Raw genomic sequence first — 24,214 nt, 5'->3', positions numbered from 1 at the left:
TCCACCGCTCCTTTGGAGCCTGTCTGCAACACTACCTGCGAGGCTCGCAGGTAGTGTACCATTCTGATCTCTTGTGTCGCTCATGCCTCATAGCTGACCCAGACCAGAAAAATTCAGCAAGGCGTCACTCGCCGGGTGCTTACCGTAAGGATGATAGAGGACCGCTGCTTGAGGAATCACAACGAGCGGTATAGGCTCGGCATATGCGAGATCCACATTCGCAAACGCTCCAGGCAAGAGGCGTTCGTCGGGATTTGACATTGCAGCGCGGACCATCAAGGTGCGACTGGCAATATCGAGCGCAGGTGTCGTCGCAGTTACGTGCGCTCGGACCAGATCCTCCGGTGAGGAATCCAACGACACAGCAACATCCGCGCCGGTATGAATACGTTCCGCATAGCGTTGCGGGACGAAGAAATCGACGTAGATCGGATCGATAGATTGCAGAGTGACGACTTCGGACCCGGCTGTGAGATATTGCCCAGGATCTATACGCCGAATGCCAAGGCGACCAGAAAATGGCGCTCTTAGGGTCTTCGTGGCAATAAGGGCTTGTTCCGCGTCGCGTTGAGCTCGGTCGGCAGCCAATGTAAGACGGTCATGATCAACAAGTGCTCTACTTACAGCATGCGCCATAAGCTGAGCCGTGTCACGCTTCAAGTTGATTAGGTCGAGGTCAGCCTGTGCTGCATACTTTGCGAAAAGCGCAGTTTCGTCGTTAAGCTGCAGTTGCGCGAGGATTGTGCCAGCTTCCACACGCTGCCCAGAATGAAAACCGATCTGTGAAACGAGGCCCTCCGTCTGAAAAGAAAGCGCCGTACCCCAATGTGCGCGTAATGTTCCGACGAAATGCAGATGCGGGCGCCATGACACCAGCCGTGCAACCGTCGCCGTAACTGTTATAGGGGTATCTTGAACGAGCGGGCCAGCAGCACGCCACGTGGGGACGCCAAAGATGATTACGGCGAACAGAAAGATAGTAAGGCCGCAGATCGCGAGGATTCGGCTCGTCATTGGAGAATCCCCCTGTTAAATGGCAAAACTCGCTCAGGCATAAGAGCGTGATCCTCGGGGCGGCTCCACCACCCACCACCGAGACTAACGAATAACGCGGCACTATCGGATAGCCTTGCTGCTCGGGCCTCGATCAGTTCGATCAAGGCTCGCTGATAGGCCATTTCCGCGATAAGAACCGCAATGTAAGAGCTTCCCCCCAAACTGTACTGCTTTTGTGCCAGAAACATCGCCTGAGACGCAGCTCGCTCTGCTTCGACCTCCGCATCAAATACATCTTTATCTGCGGCAATCTGAGTCAGGACGTCCGCTACGTTGTGGAATGCGGAGTACACGACGGCACGCCAGTGCTCGGCGCCAGCCAAAAGGTTTGCTTCCGCTTGACGCTGACCGTGCAGCAGCCGTCCGCCCTGAAAGATTGGCTGCGTAATCTGACCAGCCAATACCGCCATGCCATTTCCCGGGACGGCAAATTGTGCAACTCGCGCCGCAATGTCTCCCCAGGCACCGGAAACTACCAGGGACGGTAGGCGTGCCGCCTCCGCAATGCCTACCGCAGCCGTCGCCGCATGCAGCTCTGCTGCGGCCTCCCGAATATCTGGCCTATGCTCTAGGACTCTTGAAGGGACACCAAGTGGCAGCACTGCAGGCAGTGTGAGATCGTCCAGGTCAATAGCCGGCATTGCCTTGTCATCCGGTAACCCGCCGACAAGATCAGCTAATGCATGTCGAGCATTAAGAAATCGGACCCTGAACCTTGGCACAAGCGCAGACTGTTCCGCGAGCTGCGCATGTTGAAGAGCCAGATCAGTCTCCGATGCGGCTCCCACCGCGTATTGCGCCTCGATAGTTCTAAGATATTCCGTTTCGAGGCTGACCAAACGTTTCTGCTCCGCCAACTCACGCGCGAGCATGGCAGTGTTAATTACCGTAGCAACGATATTCCCCGTCAAAACAACATAAGCGGCCTGTAGCCGTGCCTCTACTGCATCCCGGACCGCAGTCTCACGCTCTATGCCACGCCTGACCCCGCCCCAGAGGTCAATATTGTAGCTGAACGCAAGATGAAGATCGTAATACGTCCAAGTTCCGTTCGAATTAGGAATCCCGCTCTCTGCATAGGGATATTTTTGCTGAATCCCCCTTGCCTGACCGTCGATACCAGGCAGAAGGCCAGCATATTGAGCTAGAACGCTTTCCTGTGCAGCGAGGAGCGTATCGCGTGCAGCGATAAGCGTTGGACTGTGTGCGAGGCCTCGATCCACAAGCCCACTTAAAGCGGAATTTTCAAAGCACCTCCACCATTCACCGGGTAGATCTTTGCCCGCAAAGAGTATCTGAGCGTTCTTGGTGCTTGAAGGGGTAAAATCACGCGATATGCCAAAACTATCTGGAATTGGTTGATTGGAAGGCCGGTAAGTAGGACCGACCGCGCACCCATCGAGCCCTCCATACATCAAAACTGCAATTTGAAATAATAACGCTTTCATAAAGCGTTGCCGGCCTTCGCTACCCCGCGTCGCACCAATCAACGTTCACAATCCTTCCGCACCCGTGCATATCGGCCGCAGTCTCCCGTGTACGGAACCGAGCGCCGCACATAGCCAACGGAACCAGCAACTTGAGGCTTCTCCAGAATAAAAAATATCGACACCTCGGGTTTCAATGAAATCCGCCGATCAGGCGACTCCCAATATCGAATCACCGGTGAACTCCAACTTTCAGGTTGTAAGACCCCTAAATAGGTCGCGGCGCAATCAGCGGTCTCCAGAACCCGCTTCATGCACTTCCGCGGAAATCGTCAACTTCGGGCACACGATATCCCTTCAATCGCCCGCCCAGCCTCGTGGCACATCGCAAGGCGCCTACAACGCACCCCACATGTAGGCGTAGCTCGAACCATTCCGCCGTGTTTCAAGATCTTCGCGAATAAATGTGTGCCTTGATCGCCAGCATCTCTCTTGCGATTCGCTCATTAGAGCTCGCTTTTGGTCTGTTGTGCGCGGGCACCTGTTTGGCGCCCCACAATCTCGTTGGCATGGGAGGGTGCCTCGAAAGCATCAGGGGTTACATGCGAGCCGCACTCATTGAACACTATGGTCGTTAGCAAACGAGAGGAGATGACGACAGATGGATGATCGCTGACGCGTGTTTCGGCACTCTCTGCATTATTGACCGACAAATTCCCGACAGGCAGGAGCACGACCGCAATCCACAAACGTGCCATCATCCCACACAACGCGACCATGCCCCATCGGTCCTCAACGATTCACGCCAAAAAATTAAAGATTCTCTAGATATTATCCATATGCAGACGCAACGGAAGCTGCCGCAACACCGTGGTCGAGCCATCGCTTTCCATTTCCGCTGCTTGCCGAAAACGACGAACATTCAGCCGCTCTTCCCCGCGACCTTCCCCAGCGAATCGTGATGCCACCCTCCTGATTGCAGCACTTATCGCAAACTCTCTTGCACCATTGACTCACACTCTCGCTTCTGGGATCGCAACCTCCGACCGCGTCGACGGATGTGCCATCTACCTGCGGCCCGTAACGAGCTTGCGGCCCCCCAGCCGAAATTCGACCGTCAACCGGCACTTACGTCAGAAACGTCAAACCTGACGGAATAATCCGCCTACCGCTCACGATGCTTTTTGCCAAGGACCACTCGCACCGTGGTGTAGGTTCATTAACCGCCTTCGACGCCGATGGAACTGGCGAAGAAGGCAATCGGCTCAGCGCGGATGCCACCTCGCAATCCCGAATCCTTTCGCCAAGACTACGCCCCTAACGTAACAATCACGGCGAACGGATCATCTAGACACTCGCCCCCTCGAGCCCGGACCATTGAATCCTCGTACATCTCCGAAATGCCCCGCGTGAAATCCCAGACGCAGTGAACAAAGCCTTTAGCCCAGGAGACCTCTCCGCCTCTCACCCAATGCAGCGCGGCCGAAGGCATGTTTGCGATGCCGCGCTCTCTTTGGACGACTGCTTCACAAAAGCAAACCTAGGACGCGTCATAATGTAGATTCGAGGACAAGTCTCTCGGACCTATGTAGTTCGTTTCATGGTATATCGGTGTCGTCGATTTCATGTTTCACAAGGTCTTCATACGCCTCCCGGCGGCGGATCACTTTAAACGTACCCCCGTCTACGAGTACTTCCGCCGGTCTGGGGCGCGAGTTATATTGGCTAGCCATCGACATCCCATAAGCACCTGACGAAAATACGGCCATATAGCCGCCTTCAGGTGGCAACTCGCACCGGTAATTGAGCGCGAGAAAGTCTCCGGACTCACAGATCGGACCAACAATATCGACTGGATCAGGTTGCTCACTATTGGTATCGCCATTTAACTTCGCAACCTCAGTCCACGGACCTGAAAAGTCTTGAAAAATTGATGGCCAAATAAAATGCTTGGATCCATAGAGCGTTGGTCTAATCAGCACATTCATTCCCGCATCGAGAACAATGATCTTTTTATCCCATCCTTGCTTGATATACTCTACCCGGCTAACCAGAATGCCGCTATCTGCACTCACGGATCGCCCTGGTTCAATAACGATTCTAATTCCGGACTCTGTTAATGGCTTGATCCGACTACAGATTTCCTTAGCCAGGACAGCCAAATTCTTGCGATTTGCCGAGGAATCTGGCTCCGTTGGGAACCCGCCTCCAATATCCAATACTTGTATCGAACACCCCTGGGATCGGATCTCACCGACAAGAGAGTCGAGCTTACCTATAGCTTGAAGATAAGGCAATGCCGACGTAATCGGTGAGCCAAGGTGAACATGTAATGCAGTTAAATTTATAAATTTTCTATCGCGATATTTCTTAAAAAGCTCAACCACCCCGAAGAGCGGAACGCCAAATTTACTAGTCCGGCCACCAGTCGCCGTCTTTTCCGGAGTATTAGGATCCGCAACATCGAGGTTCACACGAATTCCTACAGAAATACTCTCTTCACGTGCCAGACAAATCTCGTATAGCCGTTCTAATTCCTGTTCGGACTCAACGTTAATCAAAAAAGGCTTGGCTTCAATTGCCATCTCGAGTTCGAGCCGTGACTTGCCAACACCAGCAAATACGATATTTGACGCCGGTGAACCAGCACTAAGAGCACGATACAACTCACCACCACTGACGACGTCCATACCAGCCCCCTGCTCATGTAGAACACGAAGCAAATGGAGATTCGGGCAGCTCTTTACTGAAAAGCAAATCAGCGGGTCGACCACGTCGAACGCTTCACGAATTGCGGCCAGACGCTCCACATATGATTTTTTTGAATAGATGAATACAGGAGACCCAACTTCCTTCAAAATGTCATCAACACGACATTCTTCGCAGTATAATTCACCCTGATGATAATTAAAGGCTTCCATATCATGTCCATTCGGGCGTCCTACGGACGGTTTCTTAAGTGCTTTACCAATCGAGTGGAAACCGTGCACGGCACCACCGTCGTCCCTACTCCGCAATTGGCGCCGAGTGGCCAATTATCTTCCATACCGCCTTGCCGGACAGGAGTTGCTCTAGTCAAATCGTTTTATTGTAGTTCGTCTCCAGTGCGGTGTCGTCAGATTGTCACGCAACGTGACAGCGCCTTATAGCACTTTAACTCGATACTGACAATTTTGCCGATCCGAACTGATTAGACAAACTTTCTTCATCCGGCCGAGCCATCGAAAATGTCGAGAGCATGTGACGCGCGCCCCTCTTCGGATCCATTTGGCCGGAATTTCCAGAGTGCCCGGCTCCAGTAGCAAAAACTCCCGCTAAAGGAGGCAATATGTCATGCAAGGACATTGCCACAACCGTCCGGCGAGAGACGGACGCGCTCATAGTCGGGCGGCTCAAGTCGGATGGTTCCATTGAAGGGCCATCCGGCACCAGATTGGCATGTCAACCACGCGCATCACGTCAACCCGCCAGCGCTCAAGACGATCGCCAGAAACAATTAGCACACTGAGCCATTAAGATAGAGGAATAGTTTTGATTTCTATGGCCTCGACAACACGTTTGCATGTCTCCGCTGCGACGGATGAGTTCTGTCCCACAGCCATGACATAACCTAGCCTGTCACTAGACTTCGCAGTCGGACCAACTACGCTGCCAGGAGTCGCCGTGAGTTGCAGGTCAATCACCCCTGGATAATAACGCCAGGGAGCGGACATCCCAACAGATACCACTTTCCCAGGAGCCGCAGTAAAGTATCGAATTGCGGCGCCACCGTGCATCTGCGGAGGGACCTCAAGCGGTGCTATTTTTTTCGCGGCCCACCCAACAGAGAGACGCACGAGGTCCAAGCCTGACAGCGCATAGATCATATCTGTTATATGGTCTCCACCGATGCGAGCGTGGGTTTCTACAATTCGAGGCCCTCCGTGCGTAAGTATAACTTCCGTGTGCGACGCACCGTCAGATATATTCACCTTATCAAGCATCTTTATTACGACATCATGAACCGCAGATACTTCACGCTCGGTTAGACACGCCGGAAGTTGATGTGCAATTTCCAGAAACTCGTTCTGTATACTCCCCCCTCCATTCGTCTCTTCATTTATCGCAACGATTAAGTGTCGCCCACCAAAGCTAAATGATTCGACAGATAGTTCTCGACCAAACAAAAATTCTTCCACTAAATATCCTGATTCGTCCGCTAGTTCCAATTGAACGCAATCTTCACTGCTGGCAATTCTTCTTACGCCTGTGCTTCCGGTACCCTGCCGGGGCTTCAGCACTAGAGGCCAGCCGTTTTGTTCGCCGAACTCGACAACGTCATCGGGGTTAGACACTGCAGCAGCGCGGACCCCCAGGTCGCCCTGCAATGCTTGCCGAAAAAGGTGCTTATCCCTTATGCATCTAATGCCTTCCATCGAGAGGTGTGGCAGATCCAGCGCTTCAGACGCAGCAGCAGCGGCCGAAAGGCCGATTTCGTTCACGGAAATCATCGCGAGAAGGGGGTCTCGCTCATGGAGAGCCGCCAGACAACCGATATAATCGTCGGACCGTTTATAGGGTAGCAGCAATGTTTTAGATGCAAGACCAAACCATTCGGATTGCATCTCCGAGGGCTCCTCTACGAGAATGGTCTTCAAGCCTAGCCCTGCCGCGCGCTCAAGCAGGTGGCCACGTCCACCAAAAATCACAATGGTGTTGGAATCGGCATTTCGCTCAGTCACAATGTAACTTCCTTATTATCGAATCCCTGATCCAGCAAGCGAAGGGCTCGCACATGCAGCGAGTGAACCCTAGTAAAGAGATGTTCCGACGATTGAATGAAAGTTCTCACGTCGTTATGGTCCCTTTCCCATTAGTACCGCCCTTTAAGAACAGCATTGCAGTTACGGACAATACCAACACTCCGAACATTACAATCGAAACCCCGAGAGATTGGTCCGTCACAAACGAGAATACCGGCAAAATCGCCAGTGCGACCGCAAGATTCATAACCGATGAGTATCCCATTATTTTTCCATAATCACCCTTATGGTTCCAACTCTGCAGGCGAACTGAGAAATATACATTCGAGGAAGCAAGACCGACTCCCAGCGCGACAAAACCTAAAATTGCAAACGCAGGAGACCAACAGAATCCCAACAATATTATTGAAATTGCTTGCAATAACATGAATACATACCCCGCCTCGTCTCTACCCAAATAGTTTCTAAAGAAAAAAACTGTAATTGCGCCCACAGAGAAAGAACCTTCGAAGACCGACAAATATATTGGATTATCGTTAAATCTAACGAATACGAGCGGCGCTAACCAGAGATTACTCAGGGCAACACAAATCGGAACTTCCGCGGCAAGTACTAGAAATACCGCCAAACGTGGGTCGCGGAAAAACTCGCGGCGGAATCGCATCCAATCCTCAATTATGGACCGGAACGCGACTCTCGGCAACCGTGGCTTGACATCAATGCCCGTCAGCCTTGCCAGTAGGAAAGCTGAAACAAAGAACGTGAGAGCGTCGAACACGATCACCGGAGCATATGACATCCCTACCAATGCAAAACCGACGAAAGTGGCCCCCACTAAAAGTGCGCCTTGCATGGCACCTGAGTTTCGAGCAGTAAAGCTAGCAAGCGACGATGGAGGTATACAGCGTGGCAGCAGCGAAAACATAGATAGCTTACTCAAGTGTTGCCCGACACGCAGGGTGTACAACAGCAACATCACAAGCATCCAATATTTCACGTTAAGCCATAGAAGCCACCCTATAATCAGTAGAACACAACCGCGGGCTAACTCATTTCCGCAAAGAATGGCTTTTGCATTTGCTCGATCTATCCACCCTCCGCCCACCAAATTCACGACCATCGCTAGAACGAAATCGACAAAGATCAGGGTACCAAATGCACCGACAGATCCAGTCAATTCGTAAAGCAATTTTCCGATCAGGATCGAACTCGCGCCGCTACCAATGCAGGACACAATTGTCGACGTCAACAAAATGCGTTCGTTTTTCCTTTGTTCTAGCGACATGCCACGTTCAACTGGACCTGCGCGCTCGATCAACTCGTTCTCCAAGCCCAACTTGTTGCCTCATGCTTAATTCAACCGGAGACTCTGCAAATCTATTTAGCGCACACGTGAAGCCCGACGTGGGACAGGTGGTCGCTCACCTATCGGGCACTCGGTATAGTGCCCGCCTCATTCTATGGCTCCCTGAGGACGCCCACGATTGAACCTTCCGCCTCGAGCCTCTTGACCTCCTCTAAGTCTGACGCCAGTTGCTTAGCATCATGATGACAGAGCACGATCCAACCGGGAGAACTATAGAGGTCGACTGTCTTTGAGATTTTGTCGCCAACCGATACATTAGCCTTAAAGTCGAAGAATGACGCAAGACACATCAACCTGTTCCTGGAGGGAAAGCCGGTAACGATCCCTTCTGTTTGGTTTGCAAAGCAATAGGCAGTCGCATGCCTGATAAAGCGATTGCCTTCATTAGCCGCAGCTCGAAACCCATCGTTATCTACGTAGGCGTCGACGAGCACGTCAAACGGGTCGAGTGAACTGCAGCGACGCACCACCTGTGGACCGGTAACGCCGCCATGCAAGCGGGCACCAACCTCCACCAGAATAGGAGAGCCCTCACCCGACAATATAATCTCGCTATGAGCCGGACCCGTTACAATTCCAAGAACATCAAGAACAGCATCATTATACCTGATGAGCTTCTCCGCTAGCTCCCCCGTCGGAGGAAGAAAGCGCGTCTCTCGATATAAGAAAGCGCCATTGACTATGCTCTTTGTGTAGCAGCACAAATTAATCGTAAGATGGCGACCGTTGCTGCTTATCGTATCCACGACATATTCCGTTCCAGGAATATATTCTTGCAAAAGAGCGTCGTGATTTTTTTCTCCGACGTAATTCATGCTCCTCAATATTGTATCGACGCTGGCTTCCAATTCCCCGGGAGAACGACAAAGCCTCACATTGTCTGACCCCGCCGAAGAGCGAGGCTTAGACACCACCTGATCGTGCCCCGTCATTCCGAGCCACTTGAGAGCTTCGGAGGTGGTACGTACGACGCATTGATCGACACTTGCCAGGCCGGACATCTTTACAGCTTCGTGCATTAAGAACTTATCACGCCGCGCTAGCGACGACATCCTGTCGTTCCCAGGTAGATTTAGATACTCGGAGAGTTGGTCGGACAGAATTACGCCGCTCTCCGTCCCCGCAACCACAGCAACCGGCTGGCCTAGGCGTAGGAGTTCCGCACCAAGTGCCTCAACTCCCTGAGCTCCTAGATACTGCTCCGCGAAAAAAAAGGAGCCATTGGGCCGCCCCCCATTGTCCGGAATCCGCAAAGGTTGCGAATGAACGGCAACGCAATCAAAACCTCGCCGAACGAACTCCGGCGCTAGAAGGCTACCGCTAGAATAAGGGTCAACAATGATCGCATACTTTTTTTTCACGAAGCGACTCCAATCGCGAGGCTTCAAAGCCCTTCCCGAGCGCCAGAGATCATCGCCGAGGAGGCCTCGACCTATAACCGGTTCAACATTTCCACGAGCTCCTCGATCGAACGCCGCGCCGACCGCCCGCTCAATACCGCAAGAGGGAAAACCCGAAGCCTCCCCTCAAGTGGTCAACCGACAGAGCAATACCTTAATTCTGACTCGGAAAATCCCGGAGGAGTTTGTCGAGATAAATGTGCGACGTGACAAGGCGGTATAATGCGCCCGTCGTTATTTCCCTCCGAACTTGTTCAGATCGCTTCGACAGCGGCGCAACCACATTTTGGTACCAACCTTCCGAATGGCCGCCGTCGACTTCAATATGCAGCATATGATACTTTGCCGCGCTCGGATTCAACCCAACCCTCTCCCAGCCGCGCTTCAGCGCTTCGAAGCGCTTTGGCACGAGTTGCTCTGTAGCTCCGAAGTATCCCACGCCTATATGAAATAGGTTCCTACGCAGGCCAACCATTTGCTGAAGGTTCCCGCAGATCAATGCTTCAAGAGTAAGCGCGTTCTCGGCTTCCATGTTGCTGATTGAAAATGCCCCGAGAGCATCGGAAAACAAAGTGGAATGCAGAAAATTTGGGTCTCCCTCACCCATCTCATCCCAATAATTCCGTGCGATCTCCATTTTTGCTTCACCTGGAGCCCCGATTTGCAAAGACGCGAGAAAGTCGTCGGTGCTTGCATCAATGGCCGACTCTTGCACCAAATAGAACCGGAGATCCTCGATCGTCGCCCGGTTAGCCAAGAACTCAAAATACGCCTGATGAGTAGCAGCGGGATGAGTCTCTACAAACTGCCATAACCAGTTCGCAAAGCTCGTCTCGCCCGGAACCACTATGCCATTTAAAACACACGTGTCGTTCAGCCAATCAATGAAACCCTTCTCAATGGTTGACCTAATGCTCTCTATATATGGAGTCCCCTCAAGTGTCTCAGCTCCCGGGTCAGGGACAACGGTGAGAACTCGGTAGATCGAATTTAGGATTCTATGAAGCTGCAGTTGGCTCTCGTTATCGCCCTCGTAGAATCCTTTCTTTACCAACTTGCTGAGATGACGGAACCAGGAGTTTTCCTGCCAAGCCCCACCCATTAGGACCGCAGCCTCGCCTCTCGAGATAGCGAGAAAGTCGTTCGTTTCCGATGAATTCATTATTTTTCGTCCTTCCTTAACGAGAATAAGAAAACGCCGCATCGGCGTAAGCTGAAGCCAGTCCCTTAACCTGATGTTCTTCGTGGACCACCGAAAGAAAAAGCGGTTCCTCAATCGAAGGAGGGATCGCAAAGCCACGGTCCATTAGCTCCTTATGTACTCGACCAAATAACTTTGCGTCTTGACCGCCAACGTCTGAATAATCACGAAGGGATTCCTTGGCAACCTGCAATATAGGACTAACCAAAGATCCATAGCGTTGAGCCCCAAACGGAAGATTCCGTTCACGGAACTCATTTATTAACGAATGACAAAGGATCTTTCCAAGATGGTCGAGATGAGCATAGGCGTCCGTATCCCGCAAGACTCTAAGCTGCGCCAGCCCTGCAGCCATAGCCAGTGGACTACCAGCAAACGTGCCTCCCTGAAAGACACTCCCTCGGCGGACCAACAACTCCATGATTTCGGCCTTTCCCCCGAGAGCACCGATTGGCAGGCCGCCGCCCACGATCTTACCGAACGTTATCAAGTCCGGTAGAATGCCGATTTGATCGGCCACAGGCCCGTATCTAAAGCGAAATCCCGAGACAACTTCGTCGAAGATCAACACGATTCCGCGATCAGAGGTTAGACTGCGCAGAGTTCTAAGGAACTCACCTGTCCCCGGCACCAACCCCATATTCGTCGCCACCGGCTCAACAATTATCGCAGCAATCTCGTCACCATGAGCATCGACTAGCGTCTTAATTGCGTCGCTGTCATTGTATTCTGATATAATTACGTCTTGCTTCTCACTTGTCGCCAGCCCGCTCCGGATATTTTCGCCGTCGATGGAAAGCATGTGTGGCTTCGTTGCCTGTGCAATGGCAACGTCCGAGTGACCATGGTACCCTCCACGGAACTTTACGATACGCTCCCGTCCGGTTGCAGCACGCGCTAAACGAAAGGCGGTCATCACTGCCTCGGTCCCGCTGCACATAAAGCGAACGAGGTCGATCACTTCCGACGCCGCAATAATTTCATCAGCAAGATCGTACTCTATTGTAGTCGGCATACCATAGACCGTACCCTTGCTAGCCTGATCCGAGATTGCTCTTACCACTTCTGGATGCCCGTGCCCGAGGATCACAGGGCCGAGACCGAGCACAAAATCCACGTAACTGTTGCCGTCTTCATCGGTGAAGCGACTCCCCCGGGCGGAACTTACAAAAATCGGAGGGGTCACGACATCGCTAAAAGCTCTTCCAGGCGAACTGACCCCCCCAGGAAGAGTGCGAAGGCCGCGCTTGAATTGTTCTCTCGATTTACGATATCTATCATTAAACATACATATTACTCCTGAGAAGATACCGCGGTGATGTCGTTGACAACCGCGTCAATAAATCGATCGAAGCAACCAGTTCGGATTGCTTCTCCGTCTGCAACCGGCAAAGCGCATTTGCCACTGCTCCCAGGCTGATCGGCCACCATGGTGATTTCAAATACCCGCCGGCCCCGTACCACAGTCGAGTACTCCGGAATTACGGTTTTCAGTAGCTTCGAGTCGCTATGCGACGAAACCTCGAGAGCATGGAGAAACTCTTGATATGGTAGCTGTCGTAGCAGTAGTCCTCTTCGCTGCGCGGCGTGAAGCAACATTTGCTCAATACTTATTGCAATAGGAGATACTACCTGTATTGTAGAGCCTTCCGGCGCGCCCCAGTCCGTCAGACCGATGCGATTCACGATCATTTCGGACACCTGATCCGTCGAAAGATACCTTATTTCCCCTGCTTCAGCGGGGTATACCCCCTCCCTAAGACAAGTGCGCACGAATATATCGAAAATCGATCGCTTGTTCCGATAGCCAAAGACCGCGGAGGGAAGGACATCGTCGAGGCGGTAGATCTCGGCCTCGAGTCCTAGTGCTTTTGCTTTCTTGACGATGACCTCTGCGAGGTACTTGGTTACTCCATAGCCGGAGCCGACACCCGCGCTGTACTTGATTTGGGAGTCGCCCGACTGTGGGTGAAATGGAACTACGGCAAGCGAAGATATGTGATGGAGGCGTTTGGCCTGAACCATCCCGCAAAATCGTAGAACCTTTTCTGTCGCGGTAACGTTCGATCGATATAGCAGGTCAGGCTCTTTCAGGAAATTCACCTCTGAAGCACAATGGATCACCTCATCAATATTGGACAGAAGCTGCTCAAATGTTTGATGATCCAAACCGAACCTTTCGGCAGCGAGATCGCCTTTTATTACCGTCAACCGTGAAGCCACAGATTTCTCATTCACCTCGAATTGGTGTAGCTCTTTCCATACACGGGCATTGGCGTGAAGAGAATCATCAGCGCGGGCTATAGTATAAACATCATACGACGTTTCGCGGAGGATGTTGGCAAGGCAGGACGCGCCCACGAAACCAGTTGCCCCCGTTATCAGGATTGTCTTTGGTCGCCCCCTTGGCTCCACGGGCTCGGCGACTCGGAAATGATCCAAAATAGGTAAAGTGATTTCATTATCGGGTGCTTCCGGAGTGCCCCCTCTTTGGAGGTAATCGGCGAGTGCCCGCACGCTGGGGTAACGATATACTGTTGAGACATCCAGGTGAAATCCCGTCGACTGTTCAAGGTCGATCGCGAGATTTATCGCGTCAAGCGACGACCCTCCAATATCGAAAAAGTTTGCATCAGTTGGAAATTTCCTTCGCCCAAGCACTCTCGCAAATGAGCTATAGACTCTGCCGGGGACCGAAGTCTCCTGCGGGTGTCCGATATCTTGACGAACAGCATTCAGCTTTGATTCGAATATAGCGTGGATTACTTTCTTATCTATCTTGCCATTATCGCTGAGGGGAAGATCTCCGAGACGCAGGAAGTACTTCGGCACGTGGGTCAGGGGAAGACAGGACGACAGATTTTGACGCATAAGGCTGGGCTCATATTCCTTTTCCCCCACGTATGCGAGGCACAGGATGTCATTTCCTTCGCTCGCAGAAATCACCAGAGGGATTGCCTGCTCTATCTCCGGAAGCGTTCTTTTGGCCGCGCTAGCCACATCTTCTAGCTCGACGCGGACCCCGAACACCTTTATTTGATCACCGGAACGTCCGACATATTCGAGCAATCCTTTTCCGTTCATTCGTCCATAGTCGCCGGTCCGGTACACTGTTTCCCCTTTTGTACCCTCATAGGGATTCGGAAGAAAACATCGCGACGTGAGTTCGGGTTGACCCAAGTACCCTCGACCTACGCATGCGCCACCAACCACGATTTCTCCGACTTCTCCATCAGGAACCGGAGCCATCGTCTTGTCGACGACCAAAACGAAAGTGTTGTCTATCGGACTTCCGAGCGGAATCCTAGCAAGATCTTCCCTGGTAATGTCGTGAAAGACCATGCCGATCGAAGCCTCAGTATGACCGTAGGTGTTTACGAGCGCGCAATTCGGAACGTGCCTCATAAAGTCGCGTATAGAAGTGCCGTCTGCAGCCTCGCCACCGATCAAGATGTGTCGAAGGCTCGTTAATTGCTCGGGTTTGACTGTGCCGACGTTCAGGGATTTTACGAGCAACCGAAAGAGAGACGGAACGAAATCTGTTATGGTAGCGCGATGTTTTTCTATGAGCGCGACTGTCGATATGACGTCTACGGCACGTCGCTCGTCCGGAAGCACTACTGACCCGCCGCTGGCTAGCGGCCATAGAAGCTGCCATATTGAGGAGTCGAAGCATGGAGAGCTATTTTGGAATGCTACATGTCCGTGCCCGAAGCGACGGGTCATATACTGAAATCTGTTCTGGACGCCCCCGTGAATATTCAGCGCGCACTTTGCAGATCCTGTTGTTCCTGACGTAAAAAATCCATACATGATGTCTCCGGTTGATAGATCGGCCATCTCCCATTCAGAAGAGTCACCGTTGAGCTTAGTCTCGATTTTTATAAAATTGGCGTCATGGAGATAATTCAGGATTCTTTCTTCAGAACCAGTCGTTAGGATGGCTGCTGGTGTTGATGTGGAAATGATTTCTTCTACGCGATGCTGTGGCCATCCCGGGTCCACGGGTATAAAAATTGCCCCAAGCATCATCGAACTAAGCCAGGAGATGGGTAGTTGAACACCGGTAGGAGCCGCGCAAAGCAGCGTGGTTCCTTTGGCGACTCCGACCTCCTTTAGTCTCGTTGCATTGTAATAGGCGCAAGCCACGAGCTCGGAATATGTTAACGAATTACGCCCATGGATTACCGCGATAGAATCACGGTTTGTCGCCGCGCAATCTAAGATGAGTGAGAGAACGCTCGTGCCCGTAATAGGAACATCATATGCCATTGGCGACATGCCATTAACTAACATTGATTTCTCTCGCTGATTTCGGATGCCATCGCAGCTACAAAATACCGCGCTGACTTCTCATAGTACGCTTTCGAATCGAGCTCTCCACTCACAAATGGAGCGATTTCAATTTAAACAAAATTAACCATCCATCTCAGTTCCTGACATGGTATATAGCCCGAATATCGGCTATCTTTTTTCTAAGTTGATGAAATAGGTGTGCCACCCTACTAAGGGTGGCTTTCCCATCCAAGCATTCAACAGAGCCTCGGAGGCCGGAAAAAACGGGCGAGGGAATAGGCTGGGGTGTATCCACTGCCAGCAAGCAAATACGCATGGCTCGCGGACAACGGGTTTCGTGCCGTCTCTCACTGTGACGACCACGCCACAAGTAACAGACGGAATAGAGGCCGTAGTATCCACTGTGAGGATAATAGGGTCTAGATCCGAATAGACGGCTATCCCGGTTTCTTCCGCTATTTCGCGGCGTGCAGTCTGTTCAAAGGTTTCGTGAGGTTCGACGTGACCGCCAGGAAGGCACCATGTCTCGTGTTCTCCTCTCTTCACCCGATGCCCGAGCAATACCTCACCTCTATTGTTGCGGATTATAGCACCCACTCCAATAACTGAGGTGCGTTGATATAACTCGACGCTCATGCTGCAATAGTTTCTTCTAACTTGAACTTACGGAGGGCCTCCGACGCAGAGTAATGTCCGCTGATAAGGGCAGCGACGATTCCACGAAACAGACCGCACGCATCACCTGCAACCCAAGCAGGAACATCGCGAAGACTTAGGTAGTCATCAAGGACTGGGTACCACCCGACGCCTTCAAGCGTAGGTCCGATCAAGTTCGTCGTTTCGTGATCAATGGAAGGGAATTGAGCTATCAGATGACGCAGCCCAACGATCATGCTTTCACTCAACTCAGGACCGTAAACACGGTGGAATATGTCTAGCGTCGACTTTTTATGGGCTAAGACGTCGCGGAGAGGGACCTTGAAATGGCAACCCTTGTCCTTCATTGCTCCCGTCAAATGCGGCAGATTCCTCGATGCGACAGCCTCATCCAATATCCGCGTGTTGAATCCCACGTTGGAATTACAGGTGGGTGCACAATCCGAGTGGCCGGATACAGCCCACAAGCCATTTACGTGAGCGAGGGCAGTCGTGCCCTCACGGCATACGCAGAATGTTCGCCACTCGAGTGCCTTCGCATCGTCGCGGAAGCAGAACTTCGGATCCAGCTGCTTGACGTTCGCAAAGAACGCACGGTCAGAAGGTTGCTCGATCCGAAATCCGACTTCCAGTCTTTGGAAATGTTTATTGAGGAACAAGCCTGGAAAGCTCAGGGGACCAAACCTTCCTGTGGCCACTATCACGTATCGAGCTGTAATCACCGAACGAATTCCATGCGTTTGGACAAGCCTTACGCCGAACAACTGTGATTCACGCGAAAAATTCAAATCTTCCACGATTGTTTCGTCGAAGGAAACCGACTGACTGCCAGCCAACAGAGACGTTATTAGTTCAAACCGACTGCTCAGCGGAAGATAACTCGACGGATATTCTTTTAATGCCCACCGACCTTGAGCAGCAGCGTCACTTAGGCCGATCTCAGGATAAGGCGGGCTATCGAGGCCATGCTGTTTGAGCAGCGCCTGGACCCAATCGTAGGAGGCGCGCAGTGCGTCCTGGTGACCAAGTTGCCAGAGGCGTGTCGCTGACGGGAAAAAGGAGAATTTTCCATCTGAGAACAGCCCAGCTCCCCCATATCCGGTTGCGAGTTCCTTCTCATTGCCTCGACTCCGTTGACTGAGAGGCTTACCGGCGTCGATAAGAGCAACGGAGCACCCTTCGTCTTCCAAGCGCTGTCGTGCTGCAAGACCGGCGGGGCCCGCCCCAATAATCACGAAATCGAAATGCTGCATCGTCAGCCCGCTGCCCAAGAGATCTGATTTAGAATAGATACGCGACGTATCGTTTCTAGGCAACCCCGACCACGGACTTGGTTGCAACGTCCGTTTGTCATAAGATTGGAAACTACTGATTTTGGTCATTCACGGGATTTCATCCCGTCAGGAGGAGGTTGTGGACATAGTGGCCAGTCGCGTATCTGGGCGTCCTCGTCGGACTGAGGTCTCTGTTCTAGTTCGGCAAGCTGCGCTTGAATTGGCCTATGAGCATGGCATCGGTCATGCCACGATTGAAAACATCGCCCAACGCTCTGGTGCGGCAAAATCGACGATATATCGCCGTTGGCCCAATTCCGCGTCTGTTTTGATGGACGCTTTCCTATCGGACATTTCGCAAGAAATCTCATACAAGGACCTCGGTTCTGTGACGGCAACGTTCCGCCACGCCCTGTTTCAACTGGTGACTGCACTCTCGGGCAAGCGACGCCAGCTCCTCCGCAATTTGCTTGGCATGGCACAGATGGACGAAGAACTCTCTGGTGCCTTTTGGGAGCGCTGGATCCAACCCAGGCGTAATGAAGGGATTCAATTTCTTAAATTGGCATGCCAGCGAGGGGAAATAGGATTAGACTGTGATGTTGATCTAGTATTGGATATGCTATTTGGGGCGGTATATTATCGATTTACGATTCCATATCGCGACATTGACGAATCTTACATTGATGCTTTGGTCGAAAACACGTTCCGAGGCCTTTTGATTCAACCGAGCTAGGACTCTCGCTACGGTCTCGACAGTTGCGGATAGCCCTGCGAGCCAAGCTCCCCCATATGCTCCGCTACGTCGCCACTCGCCGCTGGGCACTTGGATGTGTGTTAGGCGGACCGGCGGAAGCGGTTATACGCCGCCTCAAGGCCGAGGCACGTGGCACGGACCGCTTCCGCGAGATTTTCCTGCGTAACCATATCCACCGGCACACGCCCATCGAGCATCGCATTTGGACGGGACAGCGCGTGATAGATCTGCCAGGCGTCGGCATCCCAGGTGTGTTTGAGCACCGCCTTGATCAGCCGATGCTTGACCGAATCGAGATGCCAGTCAGGCACACGCTGTCCCCGGTTGCCGACGACAATCGCCAATAGATTCCTCGCCTGGATTTCGTCGCCGATCCAACGGCGGGACTTTCCGGCAAGCTTTGCAAACTCGGCCACCGGCAGGTTGTGCGGCACCTCCAGCTTGTCCATGAGCAGCATGCGCTCGCGCTGAAGCGATTACAGCGCCGGATTTTCTTCGGGAGCGGGTCGACGAACTGCGGACAGACGATGGGTGGGCCCTGCGACCGATGGCGCCGTGCTCTCAGGAGTGAAAAGCCGCAACGCCGACTGCGATGGAAGACGACGCTCGAAAGCGAAGCGCTCCTCGGCCGCGTCGCTCTCGCCGATCCGTACGATCAGGCGAGCGCTGACCGCCTCCACCTCGTTCTACTCGAGCAAATCCAGACGATCCGCCCAATCCTGCATCATGCGCCGGCGCGGCGCTACCTAACGGGCGTGGTTGTCGGTGGCGCTGACGCGATGAGAGTCGGCATGCGACAGCTGGGCGTCGATCCAGTTCAGGGGATACCGGTCGCATCGAACCTGTCGCTTGCGAAACGTCAGTCCTCCACGGTGGCATCCGGCTTGGCGACCGACATCACGCAAGATTGATTCCCCGCCGCTCCGCCAGGTCAAGCGGCCCATCGTAACCTCCAAATGCAGTTCCGGGACGCCCGGCCGGCGCGCCGGCATCTGCAGCCTGCTTCCGCGTCGTTCGGCATCGGCCACCGGGCAAACAGAGAGAGCCTCGGCCAGGCGGTCGGGACTGTGCGCAGCGCCGCCCTGGGCGTCCGGTCGCCCGATACGAACGACAACGCTCCCAATCACCGGCCTCAGTCAGCGCGACCTTGCGCAACGGCTAGGTGGTGCCCCAACGTTCGTTCAGCCTGTGCCGGCTGCCGCGCCCGCTTCGCCCAAGCTTCCGCGGCTACGCGCCGCAGCCAGGCCAGGTTGTACGCCACCGCCCCTTCGTCCGCCGTTGGCACCAGCCACCGGCCTCCTCATTCCCATTCGACCAGCCAGCGGGCGAGGCCGGGCCCACGCGCGGCGGGACGAAACGCGACCATCGTTTCCGCCGGTCCGGAGCCGGTTAGCGCCGACGTTATCGCCTTCGTCGCCGCCAAGCCCGGCTGTGGCGTGATCCCACCCGCACTCGATCCACGCCGCGGCACCTTCTCCTCGTCTGACCGCCTCGCAGATTGCGCGGAGCAGACCGGCGGCGGCGTGGTTGCCGCAAACCACGCCGGAATCCATCGCGATGCCACCGCCCAAGGCTATACCGTGCTACTAGCACCGATCGATTTTTCTGCCCTCTCCGAGGTTCGCGACAGTCCCGTGGTGCTGGTCGACTTCGTGGGCGCCATGCGCCGCTCGGAACTGGCCGAGATTTGCATTAAACGTGTGACGCACGAGGCGCGCAGGCTCACGCGCCACCTGCCGCGTTCCAAGGGGGATCGCCAGGGCGCCGATGTCGATATAGCCGTGTCCTATATCGCCAATGCAGTCTGGACGCCATCATCGGTCGCACCGTGCGTCGGGCGCATCGCCTATGCCTGAAAGGGGCGAGCCTGCGCAAGCGGAGCGGGCGGGATGGTCAGGGCTGACCGTCCACGGTGCCGGCGGCCTCACAATGCCTTCCCAGCACCGTGATCGCGATCACGGGAATGGCCGATCGCCCTCAAGCGGAATCACTGATCACGGCCCGCGGTACTCAGCCAATCACCATGCCGGACTGTTCCGTAACCGAGGCCGTAGACGACGGCACGAGCCGCGCGGTCGCATAACGGGTCGTGAGCATTTGGATACGCATTAGGCAGACTGGCGGAATGACGAGGCCACTGATTTCAGACTGAAGCGCACGACGCGGACCATTTCCGAAAGATTGTCCTGCGTCACAATCTCCACGGGCACACGCCCGTCCAGCATCGCGTTCCGACGGGACAAGGCGTGGTAAATCTGCCACGAATCTCCGTCCTTGGGCTGCCTGAGTACTGCCTGGATCAGCTTGTGCTTAATGGGATCGAGATGCCAGTCAGGCACACGTTGACCTCGGTTGCCCACGGCAATCGCCAGCAGGTTGCCCCTCTGAATTTCTTGGCTGATCCACTGACGGGACTTGCCCGCCAATTTGGCGAACTGGACCACAGGCAGGTTGTGTGGTGCCTCCAGCGTGTCCATGAGCAGCATCCGTTCCCGCTGGAGCGATGAGAGCGCCGCACTCTCCACCGGGTGAGGCCAACTAACGGCTGACAAGCGATGCGCTGGCTGACTCACTTGAGCCGGGATCGACGACGCTCCTTCACTTTCTTCGATTCGAACGACTAAATGGGCACCGGCAGCCTCCACCTGACCTTGCTCGAGCATAGCCAGGCGGTCAGCCCAGTCCTGCATCATGCGCCGGCGCGGCTCAACGTAGCGCGCGTGATTGTAGGCCGCGCTCGTTCGATGAGGATCGGCGTGTGACAACTGCGCGTCCACCCAGCTCAGGGGGTAGCCAACCTCGTTGAGGGCGGTGGAAATCGTGCCCCGGATACCGTGGCCCGTCAGTCGATCCTCATAGCCCATCCGCTTCAGCGCCGCGTTCAGCGTGTTCTCGCTGATGCGCTTCCTGGGATTGGAGTCGTTGGTGAAAGAGGTACCGCTGACCCGGCGCCATCCGCGCCAGCAGGTAGCGCACGATTTCGAGCGCCTGTGCGGACAGCGGCACGACGTAGGGCGGGATGTCCTGTGGACGCTTGCGCTGCTTGCGCATCGTGAGCTGCAACTGCTTCACCGACTCGGGCGGGATAACCCACAACCCCTCGTCGAGATGGAACTGGTCGGATGTCGCCGCTCGCAGCTCGCCCGTGCGTACGCCCGTCAGGAATAGAAAGCGCAGCCCGAGCTGGGTCTGCAGGCGGCCACGGTAGCGGCGTAGCCTTTGTAGGAAAGCAGGCAGTTCTTCCAGTCTCAGGAACGGATTGTTGCGCACTGGCGGCAGCGGTCGGGCAACCACGTCGAGGTCTGCGGCCGGGTTGCTCTCCAGAGCCGGCACCTTGACCAACGCGAATCGGAACATCTGGTTGAACCAGATGCGAATCTTTTTCGCTACACTGAGGGCACCACGTCGCTCGATCTTGCTGAGGACGTCGAGCAGGTGATCACGTCGGATATCGTAGATCGACAGCTTGCCCAGGATAGGCAGCACGTCCTTCGCAAACATCCGCTCCACCTGAGACAGCGCAGTCTGGCGACCATGACGCAGAGACAGGCTACGGTGAGCATGCCATAGGGCGAAGACCGACTCGAAGCTATGCTCCGCCGCCTGCTGGACCGCGAGTCGCTGGCGCTTGCGCTCGATGAGCGGATTAATGCCCCGTGCCAGCAGCGACCGGGCTTCGTCCCGCCGGGCGCGGGCCTCTCGAAGACCGATCTCGGGATAGCTACCAAAAGATATCCGTTTCTGCTTTTCCTGCCAGTAGTAGCGAAAATGCCACGACTTGCCCCCAGGTGGAGCCACGTAGAGGGCCAAGCCATCGCCATCGGCAAGCGAATACGCAGTCGCCGCGGGCTTTGCCTGCCTGACGGCGAAATCGGAGAGTGCCATGCGTTCGTGTCCTTCCTGATGCGCGGATCAGGACGGATGGTTTCCTTGCGCTCTCTCGCTTCTCCACCAACAAACCGGCTTTCACCGGAACCGCAAAGATGGCCTCAATCTTGGCCTTAAATCGCGGCGCTCTGGGGAGCTTTCCATGGACTTCGGTGGAACAAGACCCGAGGGATTTCCCTTCGCTTTCAAGCCCTTGTGGAACTCAGTGGACATCCATGGAATACAATTTGGAGCGGGCGAAGGGAATCGAACCCTCCTCAGAAGCTTGGAAGGCTACTGCATTACCACTATGCTACGCCCGCTCAGCGCCCCTTCCTTACCGCCGAACCCGCCCGCGCGGCAAGCCCTCTCGGCGATCGGAACGGACCTCCCGCCCCCGACGGACGAACGAATCGCCTCCCCCCTCTTGACTTTGCCCGCCGGGCATACTTTTTTCCGCTGCCTGCGCCGGGTTCGCACGGGTGGCCAGGGGGACAGCGTTCCGCTATTCCATTTGGTCGGCGCCGTAGGCGGTTTGCAGGGGTGTAGCTCAATTGGCTAGAGCGCCGGTCTCCAAAACCGGAGGTTGTGGGTTCGAGACCCTCCGCCCCTGCCACTCGCTCCGGTCGGGAGGTCTCCCGCCCGGACCGTGACGGCGCCCCCGACATGCAGTATTGGTTGGTGTCCGGCCCTGTCCGCCGCTCCGGTCCGGACGGTGGCGTGGCGGTTCGAGAAGGGTGTTTCGTGTCGGTCAGTCCCGCGAAATTTGTGCAAGATGTCCGCGCCGAGGCGGCCAAGGTCACATGGCCCACGCGTCGCGCCACGCTGGTGACGACCGGGGCCGTGCTGGCGATGGCCACCATGACATCGGTTTTCTTCTTTGTCGTCGACCAGATCATCGGCCTGGGCGTACGTGAACTTTTTGGGCTTGGAGGCTGAGGAACGGACCATGGCGAAACGTTGGTACGTCGTTCACGTCTATTCAGGCTTCGAGAAGAAGATCGCCCAGCACATCAAGGAGCAGGCGGCGCAGAAAGGCCTGTCGGACCATTTCGGCGACATCCTGGTCCCCTCCGAGGAGGTGGTCGAGGTCCGTCGCGGCCAGAAGGTCAACGCCGAGCGGAAATTCTTCCCCGGCTACGTCCTGGTCAACATGGAACTGACCGACGAGGCCTGGCACCTGGTCAAGGACACGCCCAAGGTCACGGGCTTCCTGGGCACCAAGACCCGTCCCTCGCCGATCACCGCGGCCGAGGCCGAGCGGATCATGAAGCAGGCGCAGGAGGGCGTGGAACGTCCCCGCCCCTCCGTCACCTTCGAGATCGGCGAGCAGGTCCGCGTGTCCGACGGGCCGTTCACCTCGTTCAACGGCACGGTCGAGGACGTGGACGAGGAAAAGGCCCGCCTCAAGGTCAGCGTCTCGATCTTCGGCCGCTCGACCCCGGTCGACCTGGAATACAGCCAGGTCGAGAAACTCTAGGCCGGGCTGGCCATTCAGATACGGAACGGGGCGCCTCACGGCGCCCCGTTCTCGTTTCAGAACCCCGCCAGACCGCTCATTCGGACGGAACGACCGCGCCCATCGCCCGCAGATGCGCCGCCGCGCGATCGGCCACCTGCCCCAGCAGCCGGCTCAGCGCCGCGACCAGGTCCCCCGTCGCGGACCCGCCGACCGGCAGGCTCAGCGCCAGCACGTCCGACGCGCCGCCATCATGCCCCAGCCAATGCACCGCCAGACTGCCCGCCAGCACCGCCCGGCCGCCGGCATCGCGCGAGGCGCGCGTCACCGTCAGTTCCACCACCGCCAGCGCCGTCGTCGCCACGGCATCGTTCTGCGCGAAGACGACGGATCCGGGCAGACGCTGTTGCAGGTCCGTCGTCAGCACATGGCCCAGCATGCCGGGCAGCGCCTCGCTCCAGGCATCGCCACCGGCCGTCCGCAGGCGATAATCGCCCTCGCTGCTCACGATCCGCTCGCGATCGAGCGATACCGCGACCGAGGGCGTGCGAACCTCGACCACCGCCGGCCCGCCCGCCTGCGCCGCGCCGGGCCACGGCACGAGGGTGTAGAAATCCGGGTCCGCCGAACACGCGGCCAGCGGGCTCGCGGCGGCGGCAAGCAATCCGCCAGCTCCCCGCAGAACCGTCCGGCGCGAGACAGGCCGGCGGGA

The 24,214-nt window shown here is 55.2% G+C and carries 21 protein-coding genes and 2 tRNA genes; 7 read left to right on the top strand and 16 right to left on the bottom strand.

Annotated features, from left to right (window positions below; translation table 11 throughout):
- Positions 1-87: 87 nt before the first annotated feature.
- Together HLH48_RS20165 and HLH48_RS20160 are read right to left on the bottom strand one after the other, a co-directional pair.
- Positions 88-1,014, bottom strand: coding sequence for an efflux RND transporter periplasmic adaptor subunit (locus tag HLH48_RS20165; RefSeq protein WP_182999267.1), 927 nt, complete (start codon positions 1,012-1,014; stop codon positions 88-90).
- Positions 1,011-2,546, bottom strand: a complete 1,536-nt coding sequence (locus HLH48_RS20160; protein ID WP_182999266.1) for an efflux transporter outer membrane subunit — start codon at positions 2,544-2,546, stop codon at positions 1,011-1,013. Before HLH48_RS20160 ends, HLH48_RS20165 begins: the two co-directional genes overlap by 4 nt.
- A gap of 602 nt (positions 2,547-3,148) precedes the next feature.
- Between HLH48_RS20160 and HLH48_RS20155 the strand changes: the two genes are divergently transcribed.
- Positions 3,149-3,445, top strand: a complete 297-nt coding sequence (locus tag HLH48_RS20155) for a hypothetical protein (RefSeq protein WP_182999265.1) — start codon at positions 3,149-3,151, stop codon at positions 3,443-3,445.
- Between the two features lie 636 nt (positions 3,446-4,081).
- On the opposite strand, the gene lysA is transcribed toward HLH48_RS20155, so the two are convergent.
- From lysA to HLH48_RS20110, 9 genes are all read right to left on the bottom strand, one after another.
- A complete protein-coding gene (gene lysA / locus HLH48_RS20150; protein ID WP_182999264.1) occupies positions 4,082-5,404 on the bottom strand; it encodes a diaminopimelate decarboxylase in 1,323 nt (440 codons plus the stop codon).
- Positions 5,405-5,995: 591 nt separating this feature from the next.
- Complete coding sequence (locus tag HLH48_RS20145; protein WP_182999263.1) at positions 5,996-7,204, bottom strand: ATP-grasp domain-containing protein; 1,209 nt, start codon at positions 7,202-7,204, stop codon at positions 5,996-5,998.
- A gap of 106 nt (positions 7,205-7,310) precedes the next feature.
- Positions 7,311-8,543, bottom strand: a complete 1,233-nt coding sequence (locus HLH48_RS20140; RefSeq protein WP_182999262.1) for an MFS transporter — start codon at positions 8,541-8,543, stop codon at positions 7,311-7,313.
- A 140-nt stretch (positions 8,544-8,683) separates the two neighbouring features.
- The gene (locus HLH48_RS20135) at positions 8,684-9,952 is read right to left on the bottom strand and encodes an ATP-grasp domain-containing protein (RefSeq protein ID WP_182999261.1); all 1,269 of its coding nucleotides are present in this window, start codon (positions 9,950-9,952) and stop codon (positions 8,684-8,686) included.
- A gap of 193 nt (positions 9,953-10,145) precedes the next feature.
- Positions 10,146-11,153 carry an iron-containing redox enzyme family protein gene (locus HLH48_RS20130; RefSeq protein ID WP_182999260.1) on the bottom strand — a complete coding sequence of 336 codons (1,008 nt, stop codon included), beginning with the start codon at positions 11,151-11,153 and terminating at the stop codon, positions 10,146-10,148.
- Positions 11,154-11,169: 16 nt separating this feature from the next.
- A complete protein-coding gene (locus HLH48_RS20125) occupies positions 11,170-12,480 on the bottom strand; it encodes an aspartate aminotransferase family protein (RefSeq protein WP_182999259.1) in 1,311 nt (436 codons plus the stop codon).
- Between the two features lie 5 nt (positions 12,481-12,485).
- Positions 12,486-15,464, bottom strand: coding sequence for a non-ribosomal peptide synthetase (locus HLH48_RS20120; protein WP_182999258.1), 2,979 nt, complete (start codon positions 15,462-15,464; stop codon positions 12,486-12,488).
- Between the two features lie 192 nt (positions 15,465-15,656).
- A complete protein-coding gene (locus HLH48_RS23840) occupies positions 15,657-16,124 on the bottom strand; it encodes a nucleotide triphosphate diphosphatase NUDT15 (protein WP_182999257.1) in 468 nt (155 codons plus the stop codon).
- Positions 16,121-17,527 carry an FAD-dependent oxidoreductase gene (locus HLH48_RS20110; protein WP_182999256.1) on the bottom strand — a complete coding sequence of 469 codons (1,407 nt, stop codon included), beginning with the start codon at positions 17,525-17,527 and terminating at the stop codon, positions 16,121-16,123. The genes HLH48_RS23840 and HLH48_RS20110 overlap by 4 nt, the downstream gene beginning before the upstream one ends.
- Positions 17,528-17,567: 40 nt before the next feature.
- On the opposite strand from HLH48_RS20110, the gene HLH48_RS23610 reads away from it, so the two are divergent.
- On the top strand, positions 17,568-18,155 hold the full coding sequence (locus HLH48_RS23610) for a TetR/AcrR family transcriptional regulator (protein WP_220795230.1): 588 nt from the start codon (positions 17,568-17,570) through the stop codon (positions 18,153-18,155).
- Between the two features lie 101 nt (positions 18,156-18,256).
- Here HLH48_RS23610 and HLH48_RS20100 read toward each other — a convergent pair whose 3' ends face one another.
- The gene (locus HLH48_RS20100; protein WP_182999255.1) at positions 18,257-18,634 is read right to left on the bottom strand and encodes a hypothetical protein; all 378 of its coding nucleotides are present in this window, start codon (positions 18,632-18,634) and stop codon (positions 18,257-18,259) included.
- A gap of 69 nt (positions 18,635-18,703) precedes the next feature.
- Between HLH48_RS20100 and HLH48_RS20095 the strand changes: the two genes are divergently transcribed.
- On the top strand, positions 18,704-19,087 hold the full coding sequence (locus HLH48_RS20095) for a hypothetical protein (protein WP_182999254.1): 384 nt from the start codon (positions 18,704-18,706) through the stop codon (positions 19,085-19,087).
- Between the two features lie 525 nt (positions 19,088-19,612).
- Positions 19,613-20,032: a site-specific integrase gene (locus HLH48_RS20090; RefSeq protein ID WP_182999253.1), complete on the top strand. Its 420-nt coding sequence runs from the start codon at positions 19,613-19,615 to the stop codon at positions 20,030-20,032.
- Between the two features lie 252 nt (positions 20,033-20,284).
- On the opposite strand, the gene HLH48_RS23930 is transcribed toward HLH48_RS20090, so the two are convergent.
- The 3 genes from HLH48_RS23930 to HLH48_RS20080 form a co-directional block, all read right to left on the bottom strand.
- On the bottom strand, positions 20,285-21,040 hold the full coding sequence (locus tag HLH48_RS23930; RefSeq protein WP_456305417.1) for a tyrosine-type recombinase/integrase: 756 nt from the start codon (positions 21,038-21,040) through the stop codon (positions 20,285-20,287).
- Entirely contained in the window at positions 21,030-22,061 is a 1,032-nt protein-coding gene (locus HLH48_RS23925; RefSeq protein WP_456305416.1) for a tyrosine-type recombinase/integrase, read from the bottom strand. Before HLH48_RS23925 ends, HLH48_RS23930 begins: the two co-directional genes overlap by 11 nt.
- A 231-nt stretch (positions 22,062-22,292) precedes the next feature.
- Positions 22,293-22,366: transfer RNA gene (locus tag HLH48_RS20080), tRNA-Gly, on the bottom strand.
- Positions 22,367-22,582: 216 nt separating this feature from the next.
- Between HLH48_RS20080 and HLH48_RS20075 the strand changes: the two genes are divergently transcribed.
- The 3 genes from HLH48_RS20075 (at position 22,583) to nusG (ending at position 23,523) form a co-directional block, all read left to right on the top strand.
- Positions 22,583-22,659 (top strand) — tRNA-Trp (locus HLH48_RS20075).
- A 128-nt stretch (positions 22,660-22,787) separates the two neighbouring features.
- Positions 22,788-22,982: a preprotein translocase subunit SecE gene (gene secE / locus HLH48_RS20070; protein ID WP_182999252.1), complete on the top strand. Its 195-nt coding sequence runs from the start codon at positions 22,788-22,790 to the stop codon at positions 22,980-22,982.
- A gap of 10 nt (positions 22,983-22,992) precedes the next feature.
- Positions 22,993-23,523: a transcription termination/antitermination protein NusG gene (gene nusG, locus HLH48_RS20065; protein WP_182999251.1), complete on the top strand. Its 531-nt coding sequence runs from the start codon at positions 22,993-22,995 to the stop codon at positions 23,521-23,523.
- A 76-nt stretch (positions 23,524-23,599) separates the two neighbouring features.
- Here nusG and HLH48_RS20060 read toward each other — a convergent pair whose 3' ends face one another.
- The gene (locus HLH48_RS20060) at positions 23,600-24,166 is read right to left on the bottom strand and encodes a PqiC family protein (RefSeq protein ID WP_246387593.1); all 567 of its coding nucleotides are present in this window, start codon (positions 24,164-24,166) and stop codon (positions 23,600-23,602) included.
- Between the last annotated feature and the right edge of the window lie 48 nt (positions 24,167-24,214).

The sequence above is a fragment of the Gluconacetobacter sacchari genome, from assembly GCF_014174255.1.
Lineage (GTDB): Bacteria > Pseudomonadota > Alphaproteobacteria > Acetobacterales > Acetobacteraceae > Gluconacetobacter > Gluconacetobacter sacchari.
This window is presented reverse-complemented; position numbering and strand designations above follow the sequence as displayed.

Coding starts and splice junctions, on each gene's coding strand:
- lysA (WP_182999264.1), bottom strand. CDS start 5,404: ATGGAAGCCTTTAATTATCATCAGGGTGAATTATACTGCGAAGAATGT.
- HLH48_RS20100 (WP_182999255.1), bottom strand. CDS start 18,634: ATGCTGCTCATGGACAAGCTGGAGGTGCCGCACAACCTGCCGGTGGCC.
- HLH48_RS20130 (WP_182999260.1), bottom strand. CDS start 11,153: ATGAATTCATCGGAAACGAACGACTTTCTCGCTATCTCGAGAGGCGAG.
- HLH48_RS20110 (WP_182999256.1), bottom strand. CDS start 17,527: ATGACCAAAATCAGTAGTTTCCAATCTTATGACAAACGGACGTTGCAA.
- nusG (WP_182999251.1), top strand. CDS start 22,993: ATGGCGAAACGTTGGTACGTCGTTCACGTCTATTCAGGCTTCGAGAAG.
- HLH48_RS20125 (WP_182999259.1), bottom strand. CDS start 12,480: ATGTTTAATGATAGATATCGTAAATCGAGAGAACAATTCAAGCGCGGC.
- HLH48_RS23930 (WP_456305417.1), bottom strand. CDS start 21,040: ATGGGCTATGAGGATCGACTGACGGGCCACGGTATCCGGGGCACGATT.
- HLH48_RS20120 (WP_182999258.1), bottom strand. CDS start 15,464: ATGGCATATGATGTTCCTATTACGGGCACGAGCGTTCTCTCACTCATC.
- HLH48_RS20155 (WP_182999265.1), top strand. CDS start 3,149: ATGATCGCTGACGCGTGTTTCGGCACTCTCTGCATTATTGACCGACAA.
- HLH48_RS20165 (WP_182999267.1), bottom strand. CDS start 1,014: ATGACGAGCCGAATCCTCGCGATCTGCGGCCTTACTATCTTTCTGTTC.
- HLH48_RS23925 (WP_456305416.1), bottom strand. CDS start 22,061: ATGGCACTCTCCGATTTCGCCGTCAGGCAGGCAAAGCCCGCGGCGACT.
- HLH48_RS23840 (WP_182999257.1), bottom strand. CDS start 16,124: ATGAGCGTCGAGTTATATCAACGCACCTCAGTTATTGGAGTGGGTGCT.
- HLH48_RS20095 (WP_182999254.1), top strand. CDS start 18,704: ATGGGTGGGCCCTGCGACCGATGGCGCCGTGCTCTCAGGAGTGAAAAG.